Here is a 23,627-nt window from a genome sequence, read left to right as displayed (position 1 = left end):
ACATGAAAAAGCCTCGTCGGTGCGAGACGCCAGGATCGGTATCCCGCACCGCACCGACGAGCCCCTTGGCCAGGTATGATATCCCGGCATCCGCCCCCGCGGATTCGATAAAAGCTCGCGCCTGGCTGGTTCCAGGCGATCTGGTCACTAGGTTGCGGCTCTGCCATCACCCTCCCGCGGCAGTTCCGAGCCTGTCACAAGGTCAATGTCACGCCAGCGTGGCAGCGCTGTCAATCCAAAAGCTGTGACCTTTTTTGGGTGTTTTGCCCGAAAATATAAGCGACTCCTTTCAAAGCGTCGGCAAAGCCTTAAATTCGGTCAGAATTCCCGGACACACCGATGATCCATTCGAAACGGCACGGCGAAATCCTGCGGCTCCTCAGCGAGGAGGGCACGATCACCATAGCCAGCCTCGCCGAGCGGCTCGGCGTCTCGCTGGAAACCGTGCGGCGCGATGTCAAGCCGCTCGCCGATGACGGGTCGGTGCTGAAGATGCACGGCGCCGTGGGCCTTGCCTCGATTGTGGGCGAGGCGCCGTTCGAGCGGCGCATGCGCGAGAATGCCGAAGCCAAGCGCCTGATCGCCAGGATGGTCGCGACCACGATCCGCGATGGCGAGGCGATCATGCTCGATACCGGCACGACCACATCCTTCCTCGCGCGCGAGCTGCTCGGCCATCGCCGGCTGACGGTGGTCACCAATTCCTCCGACATTGCCCGCACGCTGGCGACGGTGAACGGCAACAAGGTCTACATGGCGGGCGGCGAGCTGCGCAGCGATTCCGGCGCGGCTTTCGGCATTTCGGCGATCGAGTTCGTCAGCCGCTTTTCGGTCGATCATGCGGTGATCTCGATCGGAGCCGTCGATGCGGCCGCCGGCCTGACCGACTATGATCTGGACGAGGCGGAGTTCGCCCGCATGGTGCTGTCGCGCGGCCATCGCTCGCTGGTCGTCACCGACCATTCCAAGTTCGGCCGCCAGGGACTGGTCCGGGTCTGCGGCTTCGATGGCTTTTCCGAGCTCGCCACCGACCAGCCGCCGCCACGCGATATAGCCGCAGCGCTGAGCCAGGCCGGCGCCCGGGTCAGTATCGCCGCGGCCTGACGTCGCCCAAGGAATAAGAGCTAGCCGAATACCAGCGACTGGTGCGCCGCAACCCCGGCCATCGCGCCGCCCGACACCGCGAAGGCAATGTTGTGCATCAGGCGCGCGGCGTCTCCTGCCGCGAAGACGCCAGGCACCGATGTCTGCTGCTTGTCGTCCACGACGATCGCCTTGCCGAGCGGGCCTTCGTTGAAGGCGCAGCCCAGCTGCTCGGCGAGCGGGCTTGCCATCACGTTGCGCGGCGCGGTGAACAGCGCCCGCAGGCTCGCGGTGCGATCGCCGTCGAGCCTGACGACCAGACCGCCGGACCCGTCGTTCTGCACTTCGCTCACCTTGCCCGGCTCGAACCGGATGTTGCGCTTCTCCAATATCCGCGCCTGGTCAGCGTCCGGTTCGAACAAACCGTCGGCGAACAGCGTGACGTCGCCCCAGTCGGAGATCAGCTCGGCCTGGTGCAGCGACATCGGTCCGGTCGCCAGCACGCCGAGCGGCCCGCCGGCCACCTCGTAGCCGTGGCAATAAGGGCAATGCAGCACCGTCTTGCCCCAATGCGCGGCAAGTCCTGGAACATCCGGCAGGATGTCCCGGACGCCGGTGGCCAGCACCAGCCGCGTCGCACCGAAACGCTCGCCATCGTCCATCCGAACCTCGAATCCAGTGCCGGCAATGGCGGCCCGCTCGGCGCGGCCCTCGATCATCGTGACGGCGGGATAGGCAAGCAGCTGTGCCCTGGCCTCGCCGAGAATGTCTGCCGGCGCCCGTCCGTCCTGGCCGAAGAAGCCGTGCGAATGTTCGGCAAATCGATTCCGCGGCTCGCCGGCATCGATCACCAGCACCTTGCGCCGCCCGCGCGCCGCATACATGGCGGCGGACAGGCCGGCAAAGCTGCCGCCGACGACGATCACATCATACTGCATGGCTGGATACTCCAATGAGGTCATAACGGCGGCGGAAATCGGCCGTCAGGTCGGCCAGCGTGATATGGCTGAGCCTTTCCGCGAGCAGCCTTTCCGCCTCCAGGCGAAAATCATCAAGCACGGCGATCACCGCCTGCTCGACCAGGCATCCGGGGCTTTCCGGCTCGGTGCTGAACGGCAACAGCGTCTCGCCGAGCGCGGCGCTGATCTCGGCCAGCGAGATCTTGTCCGGCGCGCGGCCGAGTTGCCAGCCGCCGCCATGGCCGCGCGACGAGCTGACGATGCCGGCTTCACGCAGCCCGGCGATGGTGCGGCGCACCACCACCGGGTTGGTGTGGATGAAGCCGGCAAGCTGTTCGGAGGTCAGCGCCTGGTCGGGGGCCTCGGCCATATGGACGAGGATATGCAGGGTTGAGGACAGGCGGCTGTTGCGTTTCATGTAACTTAACTAGTTACGAATAGGAAGGTCGTCAAGTTTCGGAGCTTGCCCCACTTCCCATTGCCACGTTGGCCGGTGTTTAGTCCGGCCATGGCTTTCACCATCCGCCAATTGCAGTTCTTCGTCGCCGTCGCAGAGCAGGGCACCGTCTCGGGCGCCGCGCAGAACCTGTCGATTTCCCAGTCCTCGGTTACCGAGGCAATCAAGGAGTTGGAGAGCGATCTCGGCGTCGAACTCTTCGAGCGCCATCCACGTGGCCTCAACATCACCCACAAGGGCCATCAGTTCCTGCGCCACGCGACCAAGATCCTGGCCGATGTCTCCGATGCGCGCCGTTCTTTCTCCAGCGAGCAGGCGGCCGCCGGCGGGCGGCTGCAACTCGGCGTCACCTCGCTGGTCGCCGGCTATGTCCTATCCGACCTGCTCGCCCGCTACCGCCGCGCCTATCCCGGCGTCGAGGTCTCGGCAATCGAGGACAATGGCGATTATCTCGAGCACCTTCTGGTCGGCGGCAAGCTCGACATCGCCGTCATGGTGACGTCCAACCTGCGCGACCGCACGGCGCTGCAGTCGGAAATCCTGGAAGTCTCGGCCTACAGGCTGTGGATTCCGCTCAGCCACAGGCTCGCCAGCGCCGACATCATCGGGGTCAATGACATCGTCTCCGAGCCGCTGATCATGCTCACCGTCGACGAGATCGAGGAGAACACCGGCAAGCTGCTGTCGGCGATCGGCGCCAGGCCGCATGTCGCCTTCCGCACCCGCTCGGTCGAGGCAGTGCGCAGCCTGGTCGCCACCGGCGCCGGCGTGGCGCTGCTGCCCGACCTCGTCTACAGGCCCTGGTCGCTGGAAGGCGATCGCATCGAATCGCGCGACGTTTCCGGCTCGCTGCCGGTGGTCCAGGTCGGCACGGTGTGGCGTCGCGGCTCCGCCCTGCCGCAGGCGGCTCGCGATTTCATCGGCCTCGCGCAGTCGCAGCGCATGGTGCGCCAGCGGCCGTGATCCCGCAATTCCAGGAAAAGTGTGGAGCGGTTGGGTTCGGCGACTTCGCCGTAGCCTTCCGTCCGGAATGGTATCGATAAAACCGATATCGGCTTTCTGATAAATGAATTTGCGAAACCGGATTTTTCACCGCACTTTCGCTCAGGGAACAAAGCTGCGCCCCGAGAGCGCTGCCGTCGGAGCATGAAGCTCCGACCCTTGTAGTTTGCGCATGATCCTTTCCGAAAACCGAGCCGGTTTTCGGGGTCATGCGCCAAAATGGGAGATCGACGATGAATGCATTCCTGAAGTCGTGCACGGCGCTGACTGTCGCGCTGGCTTTTTCCGGTCAGGCCATGGCCCAGGTCAAGGAACTCGGCAAGGGCGAGGGCGAGGTCAACATCGTTGCCTGGCCCGGCTATATCGAGCGCGGCGAGACCGACAAGAATTACGACTGGGTGACGGCTTTCGAGAAGGAAAGCGGCTGCAAGGTCAACGTCAAGACCGCCAACACCTCGGACGAGATGGTCTCCCTGATGAACGAGGGCGGCTTCGACCTGGTCACCGCTTCGGGCGATGCTTCACTGCGCCTCGTTGCCGGCAAGCGCGTGCAGCCGATCAACACCGATCTCATCCCGAGCTGGAAGACCGTCGACGACCGCCTGAAGGACGCGCCCTGGTTCACCGTCGACAAGGTCCATTACGGCGTTCCCTACCAGTGGGGTCCGAACATCCTGATGTACAACACCGAAGTCTTCAAGGAAGCGCCCAAGAGCTGGAACGTCGTCTTTGAGGAAATGAAGCTGCCCGACGGCAAGTCGAACAAAGGTCGCGTCCAGGCCTATGACGGCCCGATCCACATCGCCGATGCCGCCAACTATCTGATGTTCCACAAGCCGGAGCTCGGCATCAAGGATCCCTACGAGTTGAACGAAGACCAGTACAAGGCGGCGCTCGAGCTCTTGCGCACGCAGCGCACGCTGGTCGGCCGCTACTGGCACGATGCCGCGATCCAGGTCGACGACTTCCAGAACGAGGGCGTGGTCGCTTCCGGCTCCTGGCCCTATCAGGTCAATACGCTGGTCGCCGCCAAGAAGCCGGTCGCCTCGACCGTGCCGGAAGAGGGCGTCACCGGCTGGGCCGACACCACCATGATGGAAGCCGACGCCGCCCATCCGAACTGCGCCTATATGTGGCTCGAGCATTCGCTGTCGCCGAAGGTCCAAGGCGACGTTTCGGCATGGTTCGGCTCGCTCCCGGTCGTGCCCGCCGCCTGCAAGGGCAACGAGCTTTTGACCGACGAGGGCTGCAAGACCAACGGCTACGACAATTTCGACAAGATCAAGTTCTGGAAGACGCCGGTGTCGAAATGCGCCAGCCAGAACGACCAGTGCGTGCCCTATTACCGCTGGGTGTCTGACTATATCGGCGTCATCGGCGGCCGGTGAGTTCCCTTACCCTCCTCCTTGTGGGAGGGTCGACGCGTAGCGTCGGGGTGGGGGTCAGCATGGACGTTGGCGCCAACCACCCCCACCCGCGGCTTCGCCGCGACCTCCCCCATCGAGGGGAGGCAGGGCGCCGTGCGAACTCGCCTTCGTTTAACCGGCAACTGAACTGACTGGGCCCATGACCTCTGCCGTTTCCTTCAAACAAGTCTCGCGCCATTTCGGCAGCGTGCGCGCCGTCGACGCCGTCGATCTCGACATCGTGCCCGGCGAGTTCTTCGCCATGTTGGGGCCGTCCGGTTCCGGTAAGACGACGTGCCTCAGACTGATCGCCGGCTTCGAGCAACCGACGACGGGCTCGATCTCCATCTTCGGCGAGCGCGCCGAGGGCGTTCCGCCCTATCGCCGCAACGTCAACACCGTCTTCCAGGACTATGCGCTGTTTCCGCATTTGAATGTGCTCGACAACGTCGCCTACGGCCTGATGGTCAAGGGTGTCGGCAAGGCCGAGCGGCTGAAGGCGGCTGAGGAAGCGCTTTCGTTGGTGCGCCTGCCGGGCTACGGCGCGCGCCGTCCCGGCCAGCTCTCCGGCGGCCAGCGCCAGCGCGTTGCGTTGGCGCGTGCACTGGTCAACCAGCCCAAGGTGCTTTTGCTCGACGAGCCGCTCGGCGCGCTCGACCTCAAGCTGCGCGAGAACATGCAGGAGGAGTTGAGGTCGCTGCAGAAAGTGCTCGGCATAACCTTCGTCTTCGTCACCCACGACCAGGGCGAGGCGCTGTCCATGGCCGATCGCGTCGCCGTCTTCAACGACGGCAGGATCATGCAGGTCGGCACGCCGGAGGATATCTACCAGCGGCCGAACACGCGCTTCGTCGCCGATTTCGTCGGCTCGTCCAATGTGCTGCCGCCGGATTTCGTCCAGCGCTATTCCGGCCAGCACCGCTGGGGGAGCCTGCGTCCGGAGTCGATCCGCGTTTCAAGTGCGGCAAGCGGCGACGGTGTCGCCGCCCGCCTGGTCGGGACCAATTATCTCGGCGCCACGACGAGGCTGGCGCTCGATGCCGACGGGCTGAGGCTGCATGCGGTGGTGCCGGCGGGAATGGCGCTGCCGGCCGAGGGCGAGGCGGTGGTGCTGACCTTCAACCGCGACAACCTGCATCTGATGGACGAGCCGGCATGAGGAAGGTTTGCGCGAGGCGCCCCCCTCTGGCCTGCCGGCCATCTCCCCCTCTAGGGGGGAGATCAGCAGTTTCTCGGCCTCGCCAATCCTGTCACGTTGGCAACTGGCGAAAGCGGCCGCGACATCCAATCTCCCCCCTTGCGGGGGAGATGTCCGGCAGGACAGAGAGGGGGGCGAAGGATCGCGGCCTCTCCCCTGATCCCGTTCAACACGCGGCGGCGCCATGACCATCGCCGCTGCTCAATCCAACCCCACACCCGCCATCCTGCCAGGCAGCGGCGGCATGCGCGGCGCACTCTCCGACCTCTTCTGGCGTCGCCCAAAACTCCTGCTGCTGCTCATGTTGCTGCCGCCGCTTCTCTGGCTGGGCATCGTCTATATCGGTTCGCTGTTCGCGCTGCTCCTGCAGAGCTTCTTCTCGATCGACGAGTTTTCCGGCCTCATCAACCGCGAGTTCACGCTGAAGACCTATGGCGACCTGTTCCAGGCCGCCAATCTCGACATCATCCTGCGCACGGTGACGATGGCGGCGCTGGTCACGCTTGCTTCGGCAATCATTGCTTTCCCCATCGCCTATTATGCGGCGCGCTATGCGCGCGGCCGCTGGAAGGCGCTGTTCTATCTCGGCGTCATGCTGCCGCTGTGGTCGAGCTACCTGGTCAAGATCTATGCCTGGAAGCTGATCCTCGCCAAGGAAGGCATCCTCACCTGGCTGCTCGCCAAGCTCAACCTGCTTTGGCTGCTCGACGGCTGGCTGTCGCTCCCCGTTGTCGGCGGCAACTCGCTGTCGGTCTCCTTCACCGGCACGTTCATCGTCTTCGTCTATGTCTGGCTGCCCTTCATGATCCTCCCCGTTCAGGCCGCGCTCGAGCGCGTGCCCGGCAATCTGGTCGAGGCTTCGTCCGATCTGGGCGCCTCGCCGGGACAGACCTTCCGCAACGTGCTGTTCCCGCTGGCGCTGCCCGGCATCGTCGCCGGGTCGATCTTCACCTTCTCGCTGACGCTCGGCGACTACATCATCCCGCAGATCATCGGCACCTCGCGCCTCTTCATCGGCCAGGCCGTCTATTCGCAGCAGGGCACCGCCGGCAACATTCCTTTGGCCGCCGCCTTCACCGTGGTGCCCATCGTCATCATGGGCTTCTATCTCTGGGGCGCCAAGCGCATGGGGGCTTTCGATGCGCTCTGACCGTGGTCAATCTGCTCCGCTCGGCCTGAAGATCGCCGCCGCCTGCGGCCTGCTCTTCCTGCATTTGCCGATCTTGCTGATCTTCGTCTACGCCTTCACGACGGAAGAGAAGAGTTTCGTCTGGCCCCCGCCGGGGCTCACCACGCAATGGTTCGCCGTCACCTGGAACCGGCCGGATGTCTGGGAGGCGCTGTCGCTGTCGGTCCGTGTCGCCGCCATCTCCACGGCGATCGCGCTGGTGCTCGGCACGCTCTGCGCCGCGGCCGTCTCGCAGACGCGCTTCTTCGGCCGCGAGGCCATCTCTTTGCTGGTCATCCTGCCAATCGCGCTGCCCGGCATCATCACCGGCATTGCGCTGCGCTCGGCCTTCGCGCTCGCCGACATCCCGTTCTCGTTCTGGACGATCGTGCTCGGCCACGCAACCTTCTGCGTGGTCGTCGTCTACAACAACGCCGTCGCCCGCTTCCGCCGCACGTCGGGCTCTATGATCGAGGCTTCGATGGATCTCGGCGCCGACGGTTTTCAGACCTTCCGGCATGTCGTGTTGCCGAACATCGCAACCGCGCTGCTTGCCGGCGGCATGCTCGCTTTCGCGCTGTCCTTCGACGAGGTCATCGTCACCACCTTCACCGCCGGCCAACAGCAGACCGTGCCGATCTGGATGCTGGAGGAACTGATCCGCCCGCGCCAGCGCCCGGTCACCAATGTCGTGGCCATGGTCGTCGTGCTGGTGACGCTGCTGCCGATCCTCTTTGCCTATTACCTGACCCGCGACGGCGATCAGATTGCGGGCAGTGGAAAATGAAAAACAGCGAATAGGGAGTAGCGAATAGCAAATAGCGAATAGGGAAATCGATGGCCAAACCCTACTCGCTATTCGCTACTCCCTATTCGCTCCTGTTAAGGGAGAAATCCAATGGACACCCAAATGCTGATCGGCTCGAAATTCGAGAAGGGCACCGAGGCCGAGGAGCCGATCCTCAATCCGAAAACCGGGGCGACGATCCTCAACCTGCCGGAGGCGAGCCCCGCGCAGATCGAGGCTGCCGTTAGTGCCGCCGAACGAGCGTTCGTCAGTTGGTCGCGCACCACGCCGGCGCAGCGCTCCGGCTACCTGCTCAAGATTGCCGACCGCATCGAGGCCGAAGCGAAGGAGTTCGCCGCGCTCGAGGCGCTGAACTGCGGCAAGCCGATCAATGCCGTGCTCAATGACGAGATTCCGGCGATCGTCGACTGCTACCGGTTCTTCGCCGGCGCGGTGCGCTCGATGCCGGGCCAGGTGGCCGGCGAGTATATTCCGGGCCACACCTCGATGGTGCGGCGCGACCCGATCGGCATCGTCGCTTCCATAGCGCCCTGGAATTATCCACTGATGATGATGGCCTGGAAGCTGGCCCCGGCGATCGGCGGCGGCAACACGGTGGTCTTCAAGCCGTCGGAGCAGACACCGCTGACGGCGCTGAAACTCGCGAGGATCCTTTCCGAGATCCTGCCCGAGGGCGTCGTCAATGTGGTGCTCGGCCGCGGCGACAGCGTCGGCAACACGCTGATCAACCACCCCAAGGTCAACATGATCTCGATCACCGGCGATGTCGCCACCGGCAAGAAGGTGCTGCAGGCAGCCGCCAAGTCGGTCAAGCGCACGCATCTGGAGCTCGGCGGCAAGGCGCCTGTCATCGTCTTCGATGACGCCGACCTCGGCGCCGTGGTCAACGGCCTGCGCGCCTTCGGCTATTACAATGCCGGCCAGGATTGCACCGCCGCCTGCCGCATCTATGCCGGCAAGAAGATCTATGACAAGCTCGTCGCCGACCTCTCCTCCGCGGTCTCGACCATCAAGTACAACCAGCCGGACGATACGGACAATGAGATCGGGCCCCTGATCTCGCGCCGCCAGCGCGACCGTGTGTCGAGCTTCGTCGAGCGCGCTTCGGAACTGAAGCACATCGAGATCACCACCGGCGGCAAGCCGGGCGAAGGCTCCGGCTTCTATTACCAGCCGACGGTCGTCGCCGGCGCGCTGCAGGAGGACGAGATCGTGCGCCGCGAGGTGTTCGGTCCGGTCGTTTCGGTCACCCGCTTCGCGGATGTCGACGAGGCGGTGAGCTGGGCGAACGACAGCGACTACGGCCTTGCCTCGTCGGTATGGACCAAGGACGTCTCGCGCGCCATGGCGACCGCCGCCCGCCTGCAATATGGCTGCACCTGGATCAACACCCACTTCATGCTGACCAACGAGATGCCGCATGGCGGCCTAAAGCAGTCCGGCTACGGCAAGGACATGTCGCTCTACGCACTGGAGGATTACACCGCCGTGCGGCATGTGATGGTGGCGCACGGGTAGGCTCCTTTTACCTCTCCCCTTGTTGTGGGAGAGGTCGGATTGCCCCGATTTGCTCTTCGCAAATCGGATGGCAATCCGGGTGAGGGGTAGCTTGGCGCCAAGCTGGAGCACCCCTCATCCGTCTCGGCGCGGCGCACCGAGCCACCTTCTCCCACAAGGGGAGAAGGCCGGGCGGCGCTCAGGCCACTACTCCACGATCCGGAAGATCGTCCATTTGCTGGTGCCCGACACCACATAGGGCTCCAGCTCCTTGCCCCATTTGGCATGCGCGTCGATCTTGGCGATCTTGGCGAAGAACTCCTCCAACTGGGCCAGGCTTTCGACCTGGTGGTGCGCCTCGATCGTCGCTTCGCGCGCGCCCACGGAACCGGTCATGAGCTGGAACTTCATGTCGGCGAGCCCGACCTGCGACCCGATCTCACGCTCCCATTTGCGCATCAGCTCGAGCGCAGTCTGCTTGTGACCGAACTTGGCGTCGATCTGCCATCTGGCACTGAACATTTTGGTTCTCCTCCCTGATTTGCGGTTGAGCCCGCGGTTGATCTATTCGTCCCAAGCCTGCACGACGGTCTGGCGTGCGATGCGGCCGTTCTTCAATTCCAGCATCGCCGCGCAGAACACCTTCGTGCCGTCCGGATAGGCGCAGGCTTGGGTGAAGGCGAGGCTGTCGCCCTCGGCGATCGTGGTGTCGACTTTGTGGGTCATCGCCCGGCTGCAGATATCGTCCCAGAAGGTGCTGATCGCCGCCCGGCCGCGGATCTCGCGCGGCTTGCTCGGCGGATTGTTGCGGTCGATCACCCGCACCAGCGCGTCGTCATTGTAGAAGCTCGACAGGAGCTTGCCGTCACGGCCTTCGATCGCCTTCTTGATCGCCGCGCCGTCCACTGTCTGTGTCTTGGTCAGCATGTCATCCTCCATGTGCCCGTCTTCTCGATCGGGCTGTTGACGAGGGAAGGACTGCCCGGCGATCATCGTCGGGCAGGAATTTCGTTCACTGCGACTTGGCCTTGACGGCCGCGAACACGTCGTCTGTCTGTTTCTTGAAGGTCGCCAGATCGACCTGGCTGCCGTTGAGCATCGTCGACCAGTGGCGCACGATCGCCGCCATGGCCACCGCCTCCTTGATCTCCTCGTCGCTCGCGCCGTTGAGCTTGGCGGCCTCGGTGTGGAAATAGATGCAGTACTGGCAGGGGATCTGCGCGGCGACCGCAAGGCCCATCAGCTCCTTGGTCTTGCCGTCGAGCGCGGTCTTGGGGTTGAGCTGCACGCCCTTGATCTCGGCCCAGGCGCCGGCGACCGCGACGTCCGGCAAGGTCTTGAACATGTCGGGCACCGAGCCGAGGGTGGCCTGGATGTCCTTGTAGGCGGCGCTGGCCGGAGCGTCTTCGGCATGCGCCGGGGTGATGGCCAGCAATGCGCCCGCGGCGAATGCCAGCAATCCGATCTTGCGACTGAGTTTCAGCATTTCATCCTCCATTTCGCAGCGCCCTTTCGGCGACATCGCCCGGCCTGCATGGGGAGAATTGGTATCGCTTGTGGCGGCCCCGGCGCTTCCCCCGAAAGCGCCATGGCTCTCATGGCCCGTCCGGGCCAGTGTGCCTCGCCGAAAATGCCGCCGCCGCCGCCCGCGACGGCAGATCGAGCTTCAATAGAATGTTGGCGACGTGCCGCTTGACCGTGTGCTCGCTGAGGCTGAGCTCGGCGGCGATCGCCGCATTGCTCTTGCCATCGGCGATCAGGTTCACCACCTCGCTCTCGCGCGCCGTCAGCGCGGGCGGCTCGGTCGGCCTGGCCCTGGGCCGGCAGGCGGGCTCCAGATGCTGCTCCGACGTCGCCAGAACCGCCGGCATGGGCTCGTCCAGCTCGTCGAGGCTGACGCGGCCGGCATCGACGAAATGCAGGCCGGACCCTGTTGCGAGATCGGCGACCAGCCGCGAGGCGAGGATGTCGCCGCGTCCGGCATGCGTGGCGAGCTGCATCGTCACCCGCGCCGTCAGCCCGACCGGCTGGCCGCGTATTTCGATCTCGCCGACATGCACGCCTTGCGCGCTTGCCACGCCGATCTGCTGCGCCGCCTCGCGCAATGCCGCGGCGCAGCGCACGGCGCGCGCCGGCCCATCGAAGCGCGACATCATCAATTCGCCATGCGTGCCGGCCGTGCGGCCGCCATGGCGGCCGACCAGAAGCCGCCAGGTTTCCTGGAAGCGCTGGCTGCGCTCGCTCCACATGCGATCGCCGAGCCTGGCCGTGTCGTAGATGCGCGTCACCAGCAGCGCCGCCAGCACGCGCTCGGTGTCGGCCACCGCGGGCTCGCCGGTGAGGCATTCCTCGATCAGGTCGGCCACGCGATCGACATCGCCGGTCCAGATCGGATGATCGCGCCCGGCTATCTCGACCAGCCGGGCATGCGGGATCTTCTTCGCCAGGAAGCGGCTGGCGTCAGGATCGACACGGACGTCGTTGCGGCGATGGATGATCAGCGTCGGCGCGCTGATCATCGCCAGGATGCCGCGCACATCGATATCGGCGTTCATGCGGGCAAGCGCCGCCGCGGCAGTCGGACTGGCAGAAAGCCGCTCGAACCGGGCCCACCACTGGGCGAAATGCGCATCGTCCACCCGGCCAGGCGCGAAATTGGGCAAGGTGGCGCCGGTGCCCCACGACGTCTCCGCCGTCTCGATGAAGGCCTCCAGCCGCTCCGGCGGCATCACCCATTTGTGGAAATGCGCATAGCCGCCATAAAGCACCAGCGCGCGCGTCCGCTCCGGATAGGTGGCGGCGAACAGCATCGCCATAGGCGCGCCTTCCGAGGCGCCGAGGATCGCCGCCCGACCGCTGCCGGCCGCGTCCATCACCGCGCGCACGTCGTCCATGCGGGCCTCTAAGCTCGGCAGATGACGGGCATCGACACGGTCGGAGAGCCCGGTGCCGCGCTTGTCGAACAGGATGAGCCGTGAGAAAGCCGAAAGCCGTTTCAACAGGCGGCTGTAGCCTTCGTCTTCCCAGTGCAGGTCGAGATTGGAGATGAAGCCCGGCACGAACACAAGATCGAACGCGCCTTGGCCGACCACCTGATAGGCGATCCGCACGTCCCCGCTGCGGGCATATCGCGTGTCGATCGGCCTCACGAGTTCTTCCGCCCGGCCCGACGATTTCCGATCGTCAAACATAGCAGAGCCGCGCGGATAGCGGCAGCTTAAATTTTAGCAGAAAGAAATATAAGACCGCCCGGTCGCTACGCTATTTTTGCGAAGCGGCGACATCTGCCGGGAAGGCCGTAAGACCAAGCTTCATGTCGGCCTCCGCGGGGCTGATCGGCCGCTTGATCTTAGCCGAGGCGGCGACCACGAGCTCGTCGAAATTCTCGGTGCCGGCGTCGAGCATCTCGAAGAACTGGCGCCGCATCCGCGGCTCCCAGAACTTGTTGATGTGCTCGGCAACGCCGGCAATGCCTTCCTCGCGCGGTTTCGAATGGAAGAAGGTGGCGATCTGGTTGGCCATGCGCACCAGCTTCTCCCTGGTGCTGGTGATGTGGTCTTCGTCATGCGACATGCTTGGCAACTCCGGAAGCCACTCGTTCAGGGTGGGTGAAAATATCGAAATCGTCGCCGCGAACCAGCGCCACCAGCGTCATGCCGGCGGCGTCGGCCGTGCGGATGGCGAGCGCGGTCGGCGCCGAGACCGCCATGATGATCGCGGCGCCGATGGCGGCCGTCTTCTGCACCATCTCCACCGAGACGCGCGAGGTCACCACGACGGCGCCGCTCGCGCCGTCGATGCCGGCCCTGGCCAGCGCGCCGGCCAGCTTGTCCAGCGCGTTGTGACGGCCGACATCCTCGCGCGCCATGACGATGCCCTTGCCTGGAACGTAGAAGCCGGCGGCATGCACTGCGCCGGTCTCTTTGTGCAGCGGCTGCTGCTTCGACAGCAGGCGGACGGCGCTTGTTATATCGTCAGATTGAAGCGTAAGTCGCGATGCACCAACGGCGTCGACCGAGCGCATCGCCTCCTCGATGGATTCGATGCCGCACAGCCCGCAGCCGACCGGCCCGGCCAGCCTGCGCCGCCGCGCCTGGAAGCGCATGTTGGCCTTGTCCTTGAGCCGTATCTGGATGTCGATGCCGGCGCCGAGATCCTCGACCTCGATCGCCTCGATCTCTGCCGGGCCGGCAATGATGCCTTCGGTCAGCGAGAAGCCGAGCGCGAAATCCTCGAAATCGGCGGGGCTCGCCATCATCACCGCATGCGTGGTGCCGGCGAAGGAGAACGCCACCGGCGTCTCTTCAGGCACCATGCGGTTCGCGGCCGCGGTGCCGCCGGCGCGATGCGCCAGCCGCGAAATTTGAGTCGTGGCTTTGCGCCGCGCGGTCAAGAACTACTCCGCCGCCTGCAGCGGGGCGATGCGCCGGCTCTGCTTGGCCTGCTCGTTATAGTCCTTCTGCCAGTCGGTCGGACCGTTGGACGGCGCCACCTGCACGGCGGTGACCTTGTATTCCGGACAGTTGGTCGCCCAGTCCGAGAAGTCGGTCGTGATGACGTTGGCCTGCGTGTCCGGGTGGTGGAAGGTCGTGTAGACGACACCGGGCGAGACGCGGTCGGTGATCAGCGCGCGCAGCGTGGTTTCGCCGGAGCGGCTCGCCAGCCGCACCCAGTCGCCGTCGCGGAGGCCGCGGACCTCGGCGTCGTGCGGATGGATCTCCAGCCGGTCCTCGGCATGCCACGTGACGTTTTCGGTGCGCCTGGTCTGCGCGCCGACATTATACTGCGACAGGATCCGTCCGGTGGTGAGCAGCAGCGGATAGCGCGGACCGGTCCGCTCGTCCGTCGCCACATATTCGGTGCGGATGAACTTGCCCTTGCCGCGCACGAAGCCGTCGACATGCATGATCGGCGTGCCGAGCGGCGCCTTCTCGTTGCACGGCCACTGCACCGAGCCGACGCGGTCGAGCAGCTCGAACGAAACGCCGGCGAAGCTCGGCGTCGTCTTGGCGATCTCGTCCATGATCTGCGAGGGATGGGTATAGTTCCAGTCGAGCCCGATGGCGCGGGCAAGCTCCTGCGTCGCTTCCCAGTCGGCATAGCGCGCCTTCGGCTCAATGACCTTGCGCACCATGTTGATGCGGCGCTCGGCATTGGTGAAGGTTCCGTCCTTCTCGAGGAAGGTCGAGCCCGGCAGGAAGACATGCGCGTAGTTCGCCGTCTCGTTGAGGAAGAGGTCGTGCACGACCACGCATTCCATCGCGGCGAGGCCGCCGGCGACATGCTTGGTGTCCGGATCGGACTGCAGGATGTCCTCGCCCTGGATGTAGATGCCCTTGAACGAACCGTCGACGGCGGCGTCCAGCATGTTGGGGATGCGCAAGCCCGGCTCATCGTCCAGCTTCACGCCCCACAGGCTCTCATAGATGTCGCGCACCGCTTCGCCCGAGATGTGGCGGTAGCCCGGCAATTCATGCGGGAACGAGCCCATGTCGCAGGAGCCCTGCACGTTGTTCTGGCCGCGCAGCGGGTTCACGCCGACGCCCGGACGGCCGATATTGCCCGTGGCCATGGCGAGGTTGGCGATGGCGATCACCGTGGTGGAGCCCTGGCTGTGCTCCGTCACGCCGAGGCCGTAATAGATCGCGCCATTGCCGCCCTTGGCATACATGCGCGCGGCACCCCGGATCAGTTCCGGATCGACGCCCGAGAGCTTGCCGACGGTTTCGGGACTGTTTTCCGGCAGGGCGACGAAGGACGCCCAGTCCTGGAACTCGGCCCAGTCGCAGCGCTCGCGGATGAAGGCCTCGTCGAACAGGCCTTCGGTGACGATGACATGTGCCAGCGCCGTCAGCACCGCCACGTTGGTGCCAGGCTTCAAGGGCAGGTGGTAGTCGGCTTCGATATGCGCCGACTTGACCATTTCGGTGCGGCGCGGATCGAGCACGATCAGCTTGGCGCCCTGGCGCAGCCGCTTCTTCAGCCGCGAGGCGAAGACGGGATGGGCGGAAGCCGGATTGGCGCCGATGATGACGGCGACATCGGTGAACTCGACCGAATCGAAATCCTGCGTGCCGGCCGATGTGCCGTAGGTCTGGCCGAGCCCGTAGCCGGTCGGCGAGTGGCAGACGCGCGCGCAGGTGTCGACGTTGTTGTTGCGGAAGCCCTGCCGCACCAGCTTCTGGACGAGATAGGTCTCCTCATTCGTGCAGCGCGAGGACGTGATGCCGCCGATTGCCGTGCGTCCATACTGATACTGGATGCGGCGGAATTCCTTCGCCGTATGGGCGATCGCCTCTTCCCAGGTCACTTCGCGCCACGGATCGGTGATCTTCTCGCGGACCATCGGCGACAGGATGCGGTCCTTGTGCGTGGCATAGCCATAGGCGAAACGGCCCTTGACGCAGCTATGGCCGTGGTTCGCCTTGCCGTCCTTGTAGGGCATCATGCGGATGACCTCGTCATCCTTGACCTCGGCCTTGAACGAGCAGCCGACGCCGCAATAGGCGCAGGTGGTGACGGCCGAGCGCTCCGGCATGCCCTTCTCGAGCACGGTCTTCTCGCGCAGCGCGTCGGTCGGGCAGGCCTGCACGCAGGCGCCGCAGGACACGCATTCGGAAGCGATGAAGTCCTCATGCATGCCGGCGACCATGCGCGATTCGAAGCCGCGGCCCTCGATGGTCAGCGCGAAGGTGCCCTGCACCTCCTCGCAGGCGCGCACGCAGCGCGAGCAGACGATGCACTGTGCCGGATCATAGGTGAAATAGGGGTTGGATTCGTCGCGGGCGATGTAATCGACCGCCAACGAGCCATGGCCGGGCGCGACGCCGCTTTCTTCCTTGACGTGGTTGCGGCCCTCGACACCATAGCGGTTCTCGGCGAGGCCGACCGACTTCGCCACCGCGTCGAACTCGCTGGCGCCGGTTCCGGCCTTTTCGTTCCAGCCCATCGGGTGGTCGGAGACATAGAGTTCCATGACGCCGCGGCGGATGGCGTCGAGCCGGTCGGACTGCGTGCGCACCACCATGCCTTCGCCGACCGGGGTCGTGCAAGAGGCCGGCGTGCCGCCGCGTCCTTCGATCTCGACCAGGCAGACGCGGCAGGAGCCGAAGGAGTCCAGCATATCGGTAGCGCAGAGCTTCGGGATCTCGACGCCGCCTTCCATGGCCGCGCGCATGATCGAGGTGCCTTCCGGCACGGTGATGCTTTGCCCGTCGACTGTCAGGGTCACCTGCTTCGTCGCTTTCGACTCCGGCGTGCCGTAGTCGATCTCTTCGATGAGTGTCGGGAAGTCGGCCTTGATGTTCATCTGCCAGCTCCTATTCAGCAGCCACGCGTGCCGGCGCGGGCTTGAAATCCTCGGGGAAATGCGTGATCGAGCTCATCACCGGGTAGGGCGTGAAGCCGCCCAGCGCGCAAAGCGATCCGAACTTCATCGTGTTGCAGAGGTCGGTGACCAGCGCGAGGTTCTTCTCCGCCTCGATGCCGGCGGCGACCTTGTCCAGAACCTCCACGCCGCGCGTCGAGCCGATGCGGCAGGGCGTGCACTTGCCGCAGCTTTCGATGGCGCAGAACTCCATGGCGAAGCGCGCCTGCTTCAGCATGTCGGCCGTATCGTCGAACACGGTGATGCCGGCATGGCCGATCAGCCCGTCGCGCTTGGCGAATTCCTCGTAGTCGAACGGCGTGTCGAACAAAGCGCGCGGGAAATAGGCGCCGAGCGGACCGCCGACCTGCACCGCCTTCACCGGACGCCCAGTGGACGTGCCGCCGCCGATGTCGTCGACGATCTCGCCCAGCGTCAGGCCGAAAGCCGTCTCGAACAGGCCGCCATGCTTGACGTTGCCGGCGATCTGGATCGGGATCGTGCCCCGCGAGCGGCCCATGCCGAAATCCTTGTAGTAGGCAGCGCCCTTGTCCATGATGACAGGCACCGAGGCCAGGCTGATCACGTTGTTGATCACCGTCGGCTTGCCGAACAAGCCTTGGATCGCGGGCAGCGGCGGCTTGGCGCGCACCACGCCGCGCTTGCCCTCGAGGCTGTTGAGCAACGAGGTTTCCTCGCCGCAGACATAGGCGCCGGCGCCGACGCGGATTTCCATGTCGAAGGCGTTGGGTGAGCCCAGCACGTTGACGCCCAGCACGCCCGCCCTGCGCGCGATAGCGACGGCCTTGTTCATCGTCGCCACTGCATGCGGATATTCCGAGCGGATATAGACGAAGCCCTTGGTCGCGCCGGTGGCGATGCCGGCGATCGCCATGCCCTCGATCAGCACGAAGGGATCGCCTTCCATGATCATGCGGTCGGCGAAAGTGGCGCTGTCGCCTTCGTCAGCGTTGCAGACGATGTATTTTTGCGCGCCCGCCGTATCCAGCACCGTCTTCCACTTGATGCCGGTCGGGAAGCCGGCGCCGCCGCGGCCGCGCAAGCCGGATTCGGTCACCTGTTTCACGATGTCCGCGGGCGCCATCGCCACTGCATTCTGCAGACCGTTCAGGCCGCCATGCGATTTGTAGCTGTCGAGTGACAGCGGATCGATGACGCCGCAGCGCGCGAAGGTCAGCCGCGTCTGCTTGGCGAAGAAGGGGATCTTGTCGGGGGAGCCCAGCCAGCGCTTGTGATGGCCGCCCTTGAGGAAGCCGCTGTCGAACAGGCTCTTGACGTCGGATGGCTTGACCGGCCCGTAGGCGACGCGGCCCTCAGCCGTGGCCACCTCGACCATCGGCTCCAGGAAATAGGCGCCGCGCGAGCCGTTGCGCACGATCTTGGCTTCGACGCCGCGCTCCTTGAGTTCCTTCTCGATCGCTTTGGCGACCTTTTCTGCACCGAGCGCCAGCGCGCCGGAATCTGCCGGGACATAGATGCGCGGGATCATGAACGTACCTCCGCGACGATCTCTTCGATCTTCTCGTCATCGAGCCGGCCGATGACTTCGCCGTCGAGCATCGCCGACGGCGAGCAGGCGCAAAGCCCGAGGCAATAGACCGGCTCCAGTGTAACCGATCCGTCGCGCGTGGTCTCGTGGAAATCGATGCCCAGCAACTGCTTGATCTTGGCGGCGACGGCGTCCGAACCCATCGACTGGCAGGCTTCGGCCTGGCAGAGCTTCAGCACGTGCCGTCCGGCGGGCTTAGCGCGGAAATCGTGGTAGAAGCTGACCACGCCGTGCACCTCGGCCCGCGATAGGTTCAGCCCATCGGCGATCACCGGCAGCGCGTCTTTCGGAACGTGGCCGAACTCTTCCTGTATGCTGTGCAGGATCGGCAGCAACGGGCCTTCGAGGCCCTTCATCTCATCAATGATCGCCGCCGTGCGCGACGCGATCTCGGTACTTGCGGCCTGCATGCTCACGCAGCGCCCTCCCTGGTCGTGGCGGCCAATGTATGTCACCCCAGCATATAGAGCGGTTTCGGGGCAACGACATGCATAGGGCGCAATATCGCTAAGTCCTTACGAAATCAGAGGAAACCTCCGAAATCAATAAAGCGCTTTCGTCGTTCGATAGAAATTTTCTATCAAGATCCGGCGGCTCGCATTGTCTAACCTAGCGGTGGGCGCGGAAATCGTCCGCCAGCGCCATCGCCTCTCCCAGAAGCGCCTGCACCAGCGGCGTGTGCGGCTCGCGCGGCGCCGCCACCAGCCCGACCGTGTGGCTGGCGTCCGGCTCGACGATCGGGATCGCCCGGATGGGCTCGGAAAAGCCGAACGTTTCCGCAAGGTTGAGCGGCATGATCGATGACCATTTGCCTGTACGGATATGCGAGAACAGCACGATCATCGAATTCGATTCCAGCGTCGGCCGCACCTGCACGCCGGCTTCTGCCAGATGCTGGTCGATGATGCGCCGGTTCTGCATATCCGGCGTCAGCAGACAGAGCGGCAGCTGGCTGATCTCGGCCCACGACACTTTGTCGCGGTCGGAATAGGGGTTCCCGACCGCCGTGATCAGCTGATAGCGCTCGTCATAGAGCGGCACGCTGGTCACGCGCCCGAGCGGCTCGTTGTCGAGATAGGTGATGCCGGCATCGACGTCGAAATTGCCGAGCAGCGACAGCACCTCGATGGATGTGCGCGACAGCACCGAGAAGGTGACGCCCGGATGCTTTTCGCGGAATGGCGTCGTCAGCCGCGCCACCATGGCGAGCGCCGTCGGGATCGCGGCGATGCGGATGCGCCCGGACAGGCCGTGGCGCGCCGCCCGCATCTCCTCGCGCATCGTGCGGGAGTCGCCGACGATGCGGCGCGCCCAGCCCAGCACCTGCGTGCCCTCCGGCGTCAGGCCCTGGAAGCGCGAGCCGCGCAGCACCAGCATGACGCCGAGCTGTTCCTCGAGCTGCTTGATGCCGGCCGATAAGGTCGGTTGGGTGACACCGCACACTTCTGCGGCCCGGCCGAAATGCTCCTCCTTGGCGAGAGCGATGAAGAATTCCAGTTTGTCGATCATGCCGTCCGATCCGCCGCGGTTTGCCCAAGGTCGGGGAAATCGCCCTGCTTCGCAAGACGCATGCGCAATCGGCCTCGTCCACATTTTTGAGCCGGCTATCTGTTTTCCCGCGCTGCGCGTGGCGTTATGTGAGATAGGTGGAAGCAGGGAGGGACGACATGCTGGGTTGGTTTCGCAAGCTGTTGCCGCGCGAGGATCGCTTCTTCGACCTGTTCGAGCGGCATTCGCGCACCGTGGTCGGCGGCGCCGAAGCCCTTGAGCAGCTTCTCCGGGGCAAGGACATCGACCGCTGGTGCCAAAAAATCATCGATCTCGAGAACGAGGCTGACGGCATCACCGCCGAGGTCCTGCTTGCCGTCAGGCGCTCCTTCATCACACCCTTCGACCGCGGCGACATCAAGGATCTGATCCAGTCGATGGATGACGCCATCGACATGATGCACAAGACCGTCAAGACGGTGAAACTGTTCGAAGTGAGGGAATTCGATCCGCTGATGCGGGAAATGGGCGGCGTCATCGTCCAGGCCGCCCGGTTGGTCGCCGAGGCGATCCCGCTGCTCGGCAAGGTCGGCGCCAACGCAGCGCATCTCAACGCCATCGCCGAGGAGGTCATGCGCGTCGAGGGCCGCGCCGACGATCTGCACGAGCATGGCCTCAAGGATCTGTTCAAGCGTCACGGCCGCAGCGACGCCATGGCCTATCTGATCGGTTCGGAGATTTATGGCCAGCTGGAGAAAGTGGTCGACCGTTTCGAGGATGTCGCCAACGAGATCAGCGGCATCGTCATCGAGAACGTTTAGGCGATGGACGCCACGATCGCCTTTCCCCTGCTGGTCGGCCTTGTTGCCGTGGCGCTGTTCTTCGATTTCCTCAACGGCCTGCACGATGCCGCCAACTCGATCGCGACCATCGTCTCCACCCGGGTGCTCAGGCCGCATTACGCGGTGCTGTGGGCGGCTTTCTTCAATTTTATCGCCTTCCTGTTCTTCGGCCTGCATGTCGCCGAGACGGTGGGAAAAGGCATCATCGACGCCAGCATCGTCACGCCGGCGGTGATTTTTGCCGCACTCGTCGGCGCCATCGTCTGGAATATCGTCACCTGGGTCGCCGGCATTCCGTCGAGCAGCTCGCACGCGCTGATCGGTGGGCTGGTCGGCGCCGGGGTCGCCAAGGCAGGCCTGGGCGCCATCGTCTGGTCCGGGCTCGGCAAGACGGTCGCGGCCATCGTGCTCTCGCCTGCGACGGGATTCGTGCTGGCGCTCGTCCTGGTACTCATCGTCTCATGGCTGTTCGTGCGCCAGACGCCATTCGCGGTCGACAACAGCTTTCGCGTGCTGCAGTTCTTTTCCGCCTCGCTCTATTCGCTGGGACATGGCGGCAACGACGCGCAGAAGACCATGGGCATCATCGCCGTGCTGCTCTTTTCGCAGGGCGCGCTCGGCCCGACTTTCCATGTGCCGCTGTGGGTGGTGCTCACCTGTCAGTCGGCACTGGCGTTGGGCACGCTGCTCGGCGGCTGGCGCATCGTCCACACCATGGGATCGAAGATCACGCGGCTGAATCCGATGCAGGGTTTTTGCGCCGAGACCGGCGGCGCCGTAACGCTTTTCGCCGCCACCTGGCTCGGTGTCCCGGTTTCGACGACGCATACCATCACAGGCGCCATCATCGGCGTGGGTGCCGCGCGCCGCGTCTCCGCCGTGCGCTGGGGCATCGCCGGCAACATCGTCGTCGCCTGGGTGATCACCTTGCCGGCGACGGCGGCGATTTCGGCGTTGACCTATCTCGCCACAAGGCTCGCCGGATGACGGGTTCCGGCTCCGCCTGAGAGTGGGCGCTATTTGCCCACCAGGTTCAGGATGTTGCCGTCGGGATCCTTGAACCAGGCCACCTTCATGCCCGAGCCGACATGGATGTCGCCTTCGAGCGACAGGCCGGGCATATCATAGTGCTCGAAGGTGATGCCCTTCGACCGCAGCGATTTGACGATCGGCTCGATGCGGTCGCCTACCGCCCAGGTTGCGGCCGTCGCCTTGTTGGTGCCGGCGAATTGCGAGCGATAGACATTGAGGAGCGTGTCACCGCTTTTGTAGACGATCAGCTCGCCATCCATGTCGTCCACTTGGCTGAGGCCCAGCGTGCCCTCGTAGAACGCCCTTGCCTTGGCGATGTCCTTCACCGCGAGATTGGCTGTCACATTGCTGTTTTCAAGCATGACCGTCTTCCTTCCCCGGCTGTCGTGATGGCGATGGAGATAGTGCGGGCGCACCGTTTGGCTATGACCGGGCCCGAACCTGCGCCGCGGCCGTGGCCAAATCCGACACCATCCGTCGCTTTCCGGGGCACGCCGGGCGAGCCGTTGCGCCACGGCTTGGTTCCGCCGGCAAACTGCACTATCTGGAACGCCAAACGCCGAGGAAAGATCATGACCGTTACCAAGGAATCCGTCATCGAGCGCCTGAAGACGGTGAACGGGCCGGACTTCACCGGCAACATCGTCGATCTCGGCATGGTCTCCGAGATTTTCATCGCCGATTCCAAGGTCTTCTTCTCGATCACCGTGCCCGCCGCCCGCGCCCAGGAGTTGGAGCCGCTGCGTGCCGCCGCCGAGCGCGCGGTGAAGGCTATCCCTGGCGTCGCCAGCGCGGTCGTCGCGCTGACGGCGGAGAAGAAGGGCGGCGGCATGGAAGCGCCGGTTCCGCCGCGCCCATCTGCCCCGCAGCGGCCGACTCCGCAGCCCGCGCCGCAGCGCCCTGCGCCGCATGCGCCCACCTCGCAGAGCCATGGCAGGCGCGGCGTGCCCGGCATCGACGCCATCATCGCCGTCGCCTCCGGCAAGGGCGGCGTCGGCAAGTCGACCACCGCCGTCAACCTGGCGCTCGGCCTTGCCGCCAACGGGCTGAAGGTCGGCGTGCTTGATGCCGATATCTACGGCCCGTCCATGCCCAGGCTGCTCAACATCCACGGCCGGCCGCAGACCGTCGACGGCAAGGTGCTGAAGCCGATGCAGAATTACGGCCTCAAGGTGATGTCGATGGGCTTCCTCGTCGATGAGGAGACGCCGATGATCTGGCGCGGCCCGATGGTGATGTCGGCGCTGACGCAAATGCTGCGCGAGGTCGAATGGGGTCCGCTCGACGTGCTGGTGGTCGACATGCCGCCCGGCACCGGCGATGCCCAACTCACCATGGCCCAGCAGGTGCCGCTCGCCGGCGCCGTCATCGTCTCGACGCCGCAGGATCTGGCGCTGATCGACGCCCGCAAGGGCCTCAACATGTTCAAGAAGGTCGACGTGCCGCTGCTCGGCATCGTCGAGAATATGAGCTACTTTCTCGCTCCCGACACCGGCAAGCGCTACGACATTTTCGGCCATGGCGGCGCGCGCCGCGAGGCCGAGCGCCTCGGCGTCACCTTCCTTGGTGAGGTGCCGCTTGAGATGGGCATCCGCGAAAGCTCGGATGCCGGCGCCCCGGTCGTCGCCTCCAAGCCGGAGGGCGCGGAAGCAAAGATCTACCGCGATATCGCCAGCAAGGTCTGGGAAAGGGTCCAGGAAGAGCGCGGCGCCGCCGAAGCCGCCGTGCCAAGCATCGTGTTCGAATAACGC

23 protein-coding genes are annotated in these 23,627 nt (G+C 64.9%); 10 read left to right on the top strand and 13 right to left on the bottom strand.

What is annotated here, in order from left to right; all coding sequences use genetic code 11:
• Positions 1-339 precede the first annotated feature (339 nt).
• Positions 340-1,104 (top strand): DeoR/GlpR family DNA-binding transcription regulator, encoded by a 765-nt coding sequence (locus LB523_RS13280; RefSeq protein WP_224603169.1) that lies wholly within the window; start codon positions 340-342, stop codon positions 1,102-1,104.
• 20 nt (positions 1,105-1,124) lie between these two features.
• Here LB523_RS13280 and LB523_RS13275 read toward each other — a convergent pair whose 3' ends face one another.
• The gene (locus LB523_RS13275; RefSeq protein WP_224603167.1) at positions 1,125-2,021 is read right to left on the bottom strand and encodes an NAD(P)/FAD-dependent oxidoreductase; all 897 of its coding nucleotides are present in this window, start codon (positions 2,019-2,021) and stop codon (positions 1,125-1,127) included.
• Positions 2,011-2,460, bottom strand: a complete 450-nt coding sequence (locus LB523_RS13270; RefSeq protein ID WP_224603165.1) for an RrF2 family transcriptional regulator — start codon at positions 2,458-2,460, stop codon at positions 2,011-2,013. Before LB523_RS13270 ends, LB523_RS13275 begins: the two co-directional genes overlap by 11 nt.
• 90 nt (positions 2,461-2,550) lie before the next feature.
• Here LB523_RS13270 and LB523_RS13265 point away from each other — a divergent pair, with 90 nt between their 5' ends.
• The 6 genes from LB523_RS13265 (at position 2,551) to LB523_RS13240 (ending at position 9,599) form a co-directional block, all read left to right on the top strand.
• Entirely contained in the window at positions 2,551-3,462 is a 912-nt protein-coding gene (locus tag LB523_RS13265; RefSeq protein WP_140629159.1) for a LysR substrate-binding domain-containing protein, read from the top strand.
• Between the two features lie 272 nt (positions 3,463-3,734).
• Positions 3,735-4,889, top strand: coding sequence for an ABC transporter substrate-binding protein (locus LB523_RS13260; RefSeq protein WP_224603161.1), 1,155 nt, complete (start codon positions 3,735-3,737; stop codon positions 4,887-4,889).
• Between the two features lie 178 nt (positions 4,890-5,067).
• On the top strand, positions 5,068-6,066 hold the full coding sequence (locus LB523_RS13255; RefSeq protein WP_224603160.1) for an ABC transporter ATP-binding protein: 999 nt from the start codon (positions 5,068-5,070) through the stop codon (positions 6,064-6,066).
• 223 nt (positions 6,067-6,289) lie between these two features.
• Positions 6,290-7,255 (top strand): ABC transporter permease, encoded by a 966-nt coding sequence (locus LB523_RS13250; protein ID WP_224603159.1) that lies wholly within the window; start codon positions 6,290-6,292, stop codon positions 7,253-7,255.
• Positions 7,245-8,060 (top strand): ABC transporter permease, encoded by an 816-nt coding sequence (locus LB523_RS13245; RefSeq protein ID WP_140629170.1) that lies wholly within the window; start codon positions 7,245-7,247, stop codon positions 8,058-8,060. The genes LB523_RS13250 and LB523_RS13245 overlap by 11 nt, the downstream gene beginning before the upstream one ends.
• A gap of 111 nt (positions 8,061-8,171) precedes the next feature.
• Complete coding sequence (locus LB523_RS13240) at positions 8,172-9,599, top strand: gamma-aminobutyraldehyde dehydrogenase (RefSeq protein ID WP_224603158.1); 1,428 nt, start codon at positions 8,172-8,174, stop codon at positions 9,597-9,599.
• Positions 9,600-9,785: 186 nt separating this feature from the next.
• Here LB523_RS13240 and LB523_RS13235 read toward each other — a convergent pair whose 3' ends face one another.
• The 10 genes from LB523_RS13235 to LB523_RS13190 form a co-directional block, all read right to left on the bottom strand.
• A complete protein-coding gene (locus LB523_RS13235) occupies positions 9,786-10,100 on the bottom strand; it encodes a hypothetical protein (protein ID WP_095766062.1) in 315 nt (104 codons plus the stop codon).
• Between the two features lie 42 nt (positions 10,101-10,142).
• The gene (locus LB523_RS13230; RefSeq protein WP_027166011.1) at positions 10,143-10,505 is read right to left on the bottom strand and encodes a nuclear transport factor 2 family protein; all 363 of its coding nucleotides are present in this window, start codon (positions 10,503-10,505) and stop codon (positions 10,143-10,145) included.
• Positions 10,506-10,590: 85 nt separating this feature from the next.
• Positions 10,591-11,064 carry a carboxymuconolactone decarboxylase family protein gene (locus tag LB523_RS13225; RefSeq protein ID WP_224603157.1) on the bottom strand — a complete coding sequence of 158 codons (474 nt, stop codon included), beginning with the start codon at positions 11,062-11,064 and terminating at the stop codon, positions 10,591-10,593.
• 109 nt (positions 11,065-11,173) lie between these two features.
• Positions 11,174-12,727 carry an alpha/beta fold hydrolase gene (locus LB523_RS13220; RefSeq protein ID WP_224603156.1) on the bottom strand — a complete coding sequence of 518 codons (1,554 nt, stop codon included), beginning with the start codon at positions 12,725-12,727 and terminating at the stop codon, positions 11,174-11,176.
• A 112-nt stretch (positions 12,728-12,839) separates the two neighbouring features.
• Positions 12,840-13,151: a formate dehydrogenase subunit delta gene (locus LB523_RS13215; protein WP_224526908.1), complete on the bottom strand. Its 312-nt coding sequence runs from the start codon at positions 13,149-13,151 to the stop codon at positions 12,840-12,842.
• Complete coding sequence (fdhD, locus tag LB523_RS13210) at positions 13,141-13,971, bottom strand: formate dehydrogenase accessory sulfurtransferase FdhD (RefSeq protein WP_224603155.1); 831 nt, start codon at positions 13,969-13,971, stop codon at positions 13,141-13,143. The genes LB523_RS13215 and fdhD overlap by 11 nt, the downstream gene beginning before the upstream one ends.
• Positions 13,972-13,974: 3 nt before the next feature.
• Entirely contained in the window at positions 13,975-16,887 is a 2,913-nt protein-coding gene (gene fdhF, locus LB523_RS13205) for a formate dehydrogenase subunit alpha (protein WP_224603154.1), read from the bottom strand.
• Between the two features lie 10 nt (positions 16,888-16,897).
• Positions 16,898-18,454, bottom strand: a complete 1,557-nt coding sequence (locus LB523_RS13200) for a formate dehydrogenase beta subunit (protein ID WP_224603153.1) — start codon at positions 18,452-18,454, stop codon at positions 16,898-16,900.
• Complete coding sequence (locus LB523_RS13195; protein ID WP_095766057.1) at positions 18,451-18,930, bottom strand: formate dehydrogenase subunit gamma; 480 nt, start codon at positions 18,928-18,930, stop codon at positions 18,451-18,453. Before LB523_RS13195 ends, LB523_RS13200 begins: the two co-directional genes overlap by 4 nt.
• 193 nt (positions 18,931-19,123) lie before the next feature.
• Positions 19,124-20,023, bottom strand: coding sequence for a LysR family transcriptional regulator (locus LB523_RS13190; protein ID WP_095766056.1), 900 nt, complete (start codon positions 20,021-20,023; stop codon positions 19,124-19,126).
• A gap of 158 nt (positions 20,024-20,181) precedes the next feature.
• On the opposite strand from LB523_RS13190, the gene LB523_RS13185 reads away from it, so the two are divergent.
• A complete protein-coding gene (locus LB523_RS13185; RefSeq protein ID WP_224603151.1) occupies positions 20,182-20,823 on the top strand; it encodes a DUF47 domain-containing protein in 642 nt (213 codons plus the stop codon).
• A 3-nt stretch (positions 20,824-20,826) separates the two neighbouring features.
• The gene (locus LB523_RS13180) at positions 20,827-21,831 is read left to right on the top strand and encodes an inorganic phosphate transporter (RefSeq protein ID WP_140843886.1); all 1,005 of its coding nucleotides are present in this window, start codon (positions 20,827-20,829) and stop codon (positions 21,829-21,831) included.
• Positions 21,832-21,860: 29 nt separating this feature from the next.
• On the opposite strand, the gene LB523_RS13175 is transcribed toward LB523_RS13180, so the two are convergent.
• Positions 21,861-22,238, bottom strand: coding sequence for a VOC family protein (locus LB523_RS13175; protein WP_224603149.1), 378 nt, complete (start codon positions 22,236-22,238; stop codon positions 21,861-21,863).
• A gap of 207 nt (positions 22,239-22,445) precedes the next feature.
• On the opposite strand from LB523_RS13175, the gene LB523_RS13170 reads away from it, so the two are divergent.
• The gene (locus LB523_RS13170) at positions 22,446-23,624 is read left to right on the top strand and encodes an Mrp/NBP35 family ATP-binding protein (RefSeq protein ID WP_224603216.1); all 1,179 of its coding nucleotides are present in this window, start codon (positions 22,446-22,448) and stop codon (positions 23,622-23,624) included.
• Positions 23,625-23,627: the final 3 nt, after the last annotated feature.

Source organism: Mesorhizobium sp. ESP-6-4 (assembly GCF_020164735.1).
Lineage (GTDB): Bacteria > Pseudomonadota > Alphaproteobacteria > Rhizobiales > Rhizobiaceae > Mesorhizobium.
The sequence above is the reverse complement of the archived record's forward strand: the minus strand, read 5'-3'. Positions and strand labels throughout refer to the sequence as shown.

Excerpts from the sequence above, each read along its gene's own strand:
- LB523_RS13280 (WP_224603169.1), top strand. The coding sequence starts at position 340 with ATGATCCATTCGAAACGGCACGGCGAAATCCTGCGGCTCCTCAGCGAG.
- LB523_RS13275 (WP_224603167.1), bottom strand. The coding sequence starts at position 2,021 with ATGCAGTATGATGTGATCGTCGTCGGCGGCAGCTTTGCCGGCCTGTCC.
- LB523_RS13270 (WP_224603165.1), bottom strand. The coding sequence starts at position 2,460 with ATGAAACGCAACAGCCGCCTGTCCTCAACCCTGCATATCCTCGTCCAT.
- LB523_RS13265 (WP_140629159.1), top strand. The coding sequence starts at position 2,551 with ATGGCTTTCACCATCCGCCAATTGCAGTTCTTCGTCGCCGTCGCAGAG.
- LB523_RS13260 (WP_224603161.1), top strand. The coding sequence starts at position 3,735 with ATGAATGCATTCCTGAAGTCGTGCACGGCGCTGACTGTCGCGCTGGCT.
- LB523_RS13255 (WP_224603160.1), top strand. The coding sequence starts at position 5,068 with ATGACCTCTGCCGTTTCCTTCAAACAAGTCTCGCGCCATTTCGGCAGC.
- LB523_RS13250 (WP_224603159.1), top strand. The coding sequence starts at position 6,290 with ATGACCATCGCCGCTGCTCAATCCAACCCCACACCCGCCATCCTGCCA.
- LB523_RS13245 (WP_140629170.1), top strand. The coding sequence starts at position 7,245 with ATGCGCTCTGACCGTGGTCAATCTGCTCCGCTCGGCCTGAAGATCGCC.
- LB523_RS13240 (WP_224603158.1), top strand. The coding sequence starts at position 8,172 with ATGGACACCCAAATGCTGATCGGCTCGAAATTCGAGAAGGGCACCGAG.
- LB523_RS13235 (WP_095766062.1), bottom strand. The coding sequence starts at position 10,100 with ATGTTCAGTGCCAGATGGCAGATCGACGCCAAGTTCGGTCACAAGCAG.
- LB523_RS13230 (WP_027166011.1), bottom strand. The coding sequence starts at position 10,505 with ATGCTGACCAAGACACAGACAGTGGACGGCGCGGCGATCAAGAAGGCG.
- LB523_RS13225 (WP_224603157.1), bottom strand. The coding sequence starts at position 11,064 with ATGCTGAAACTCAGTCGCAAGATCGGATTGCTGGCATTCGCCGCGGGC.
- LB523_RS13215 (WP_224526908.1), bottom strand. The coding sequence starts at position 13,151 with ATGTCGCATGACGAAGACCACATCACCAGCACCAGGGAGAAGCTGGTG.
- fdhF (WP_224603154.1), bottom strand. The coding sequence starts at position 16,887 with ATGAACATCAAGGCCGACTTCCCGACACTCATCGAAGAGATCGACTAC.
- LB523_RS13200 (WP_224603153.1), bottom strand. The coding sequence starts at position 18,454 with ATGATCCCGCGCATCTATGTCCCGGCAGATTCCGGCGCGCTGGCGCTC.
- LB523_RS13190 (WP_095766056.1), bottom strand. The coding sequence starts at position 20,023 with ATGATCGACAAACTGGAATTCTTCATCGCTCTCGCCAAGGAGGAGCAT.
- LB523_RS13185 (WP_224603151.1), top strand. The coding sequence starts at position 20,182 with ATGCTGGGTTGGTTTCGCAAGCTGTTGCCGCGCGAGGATCGCTTCTTC.
- LB523_RS13180 (WP_140843886.1), top strand. The coding sequence starts at position 20,827 with ATGGACGCCACGATCGCCTTTCCCCTGCTGGTCGGCCTTGTTGCCGTG.
- LB523_RS13175 (WP_224603149.1), bottom strand. The coding sequence starts at position 22,238 with ATGCTTGAAAACAGCAATGTGACAGCCAATCTCGCGGTGAAGGACATC.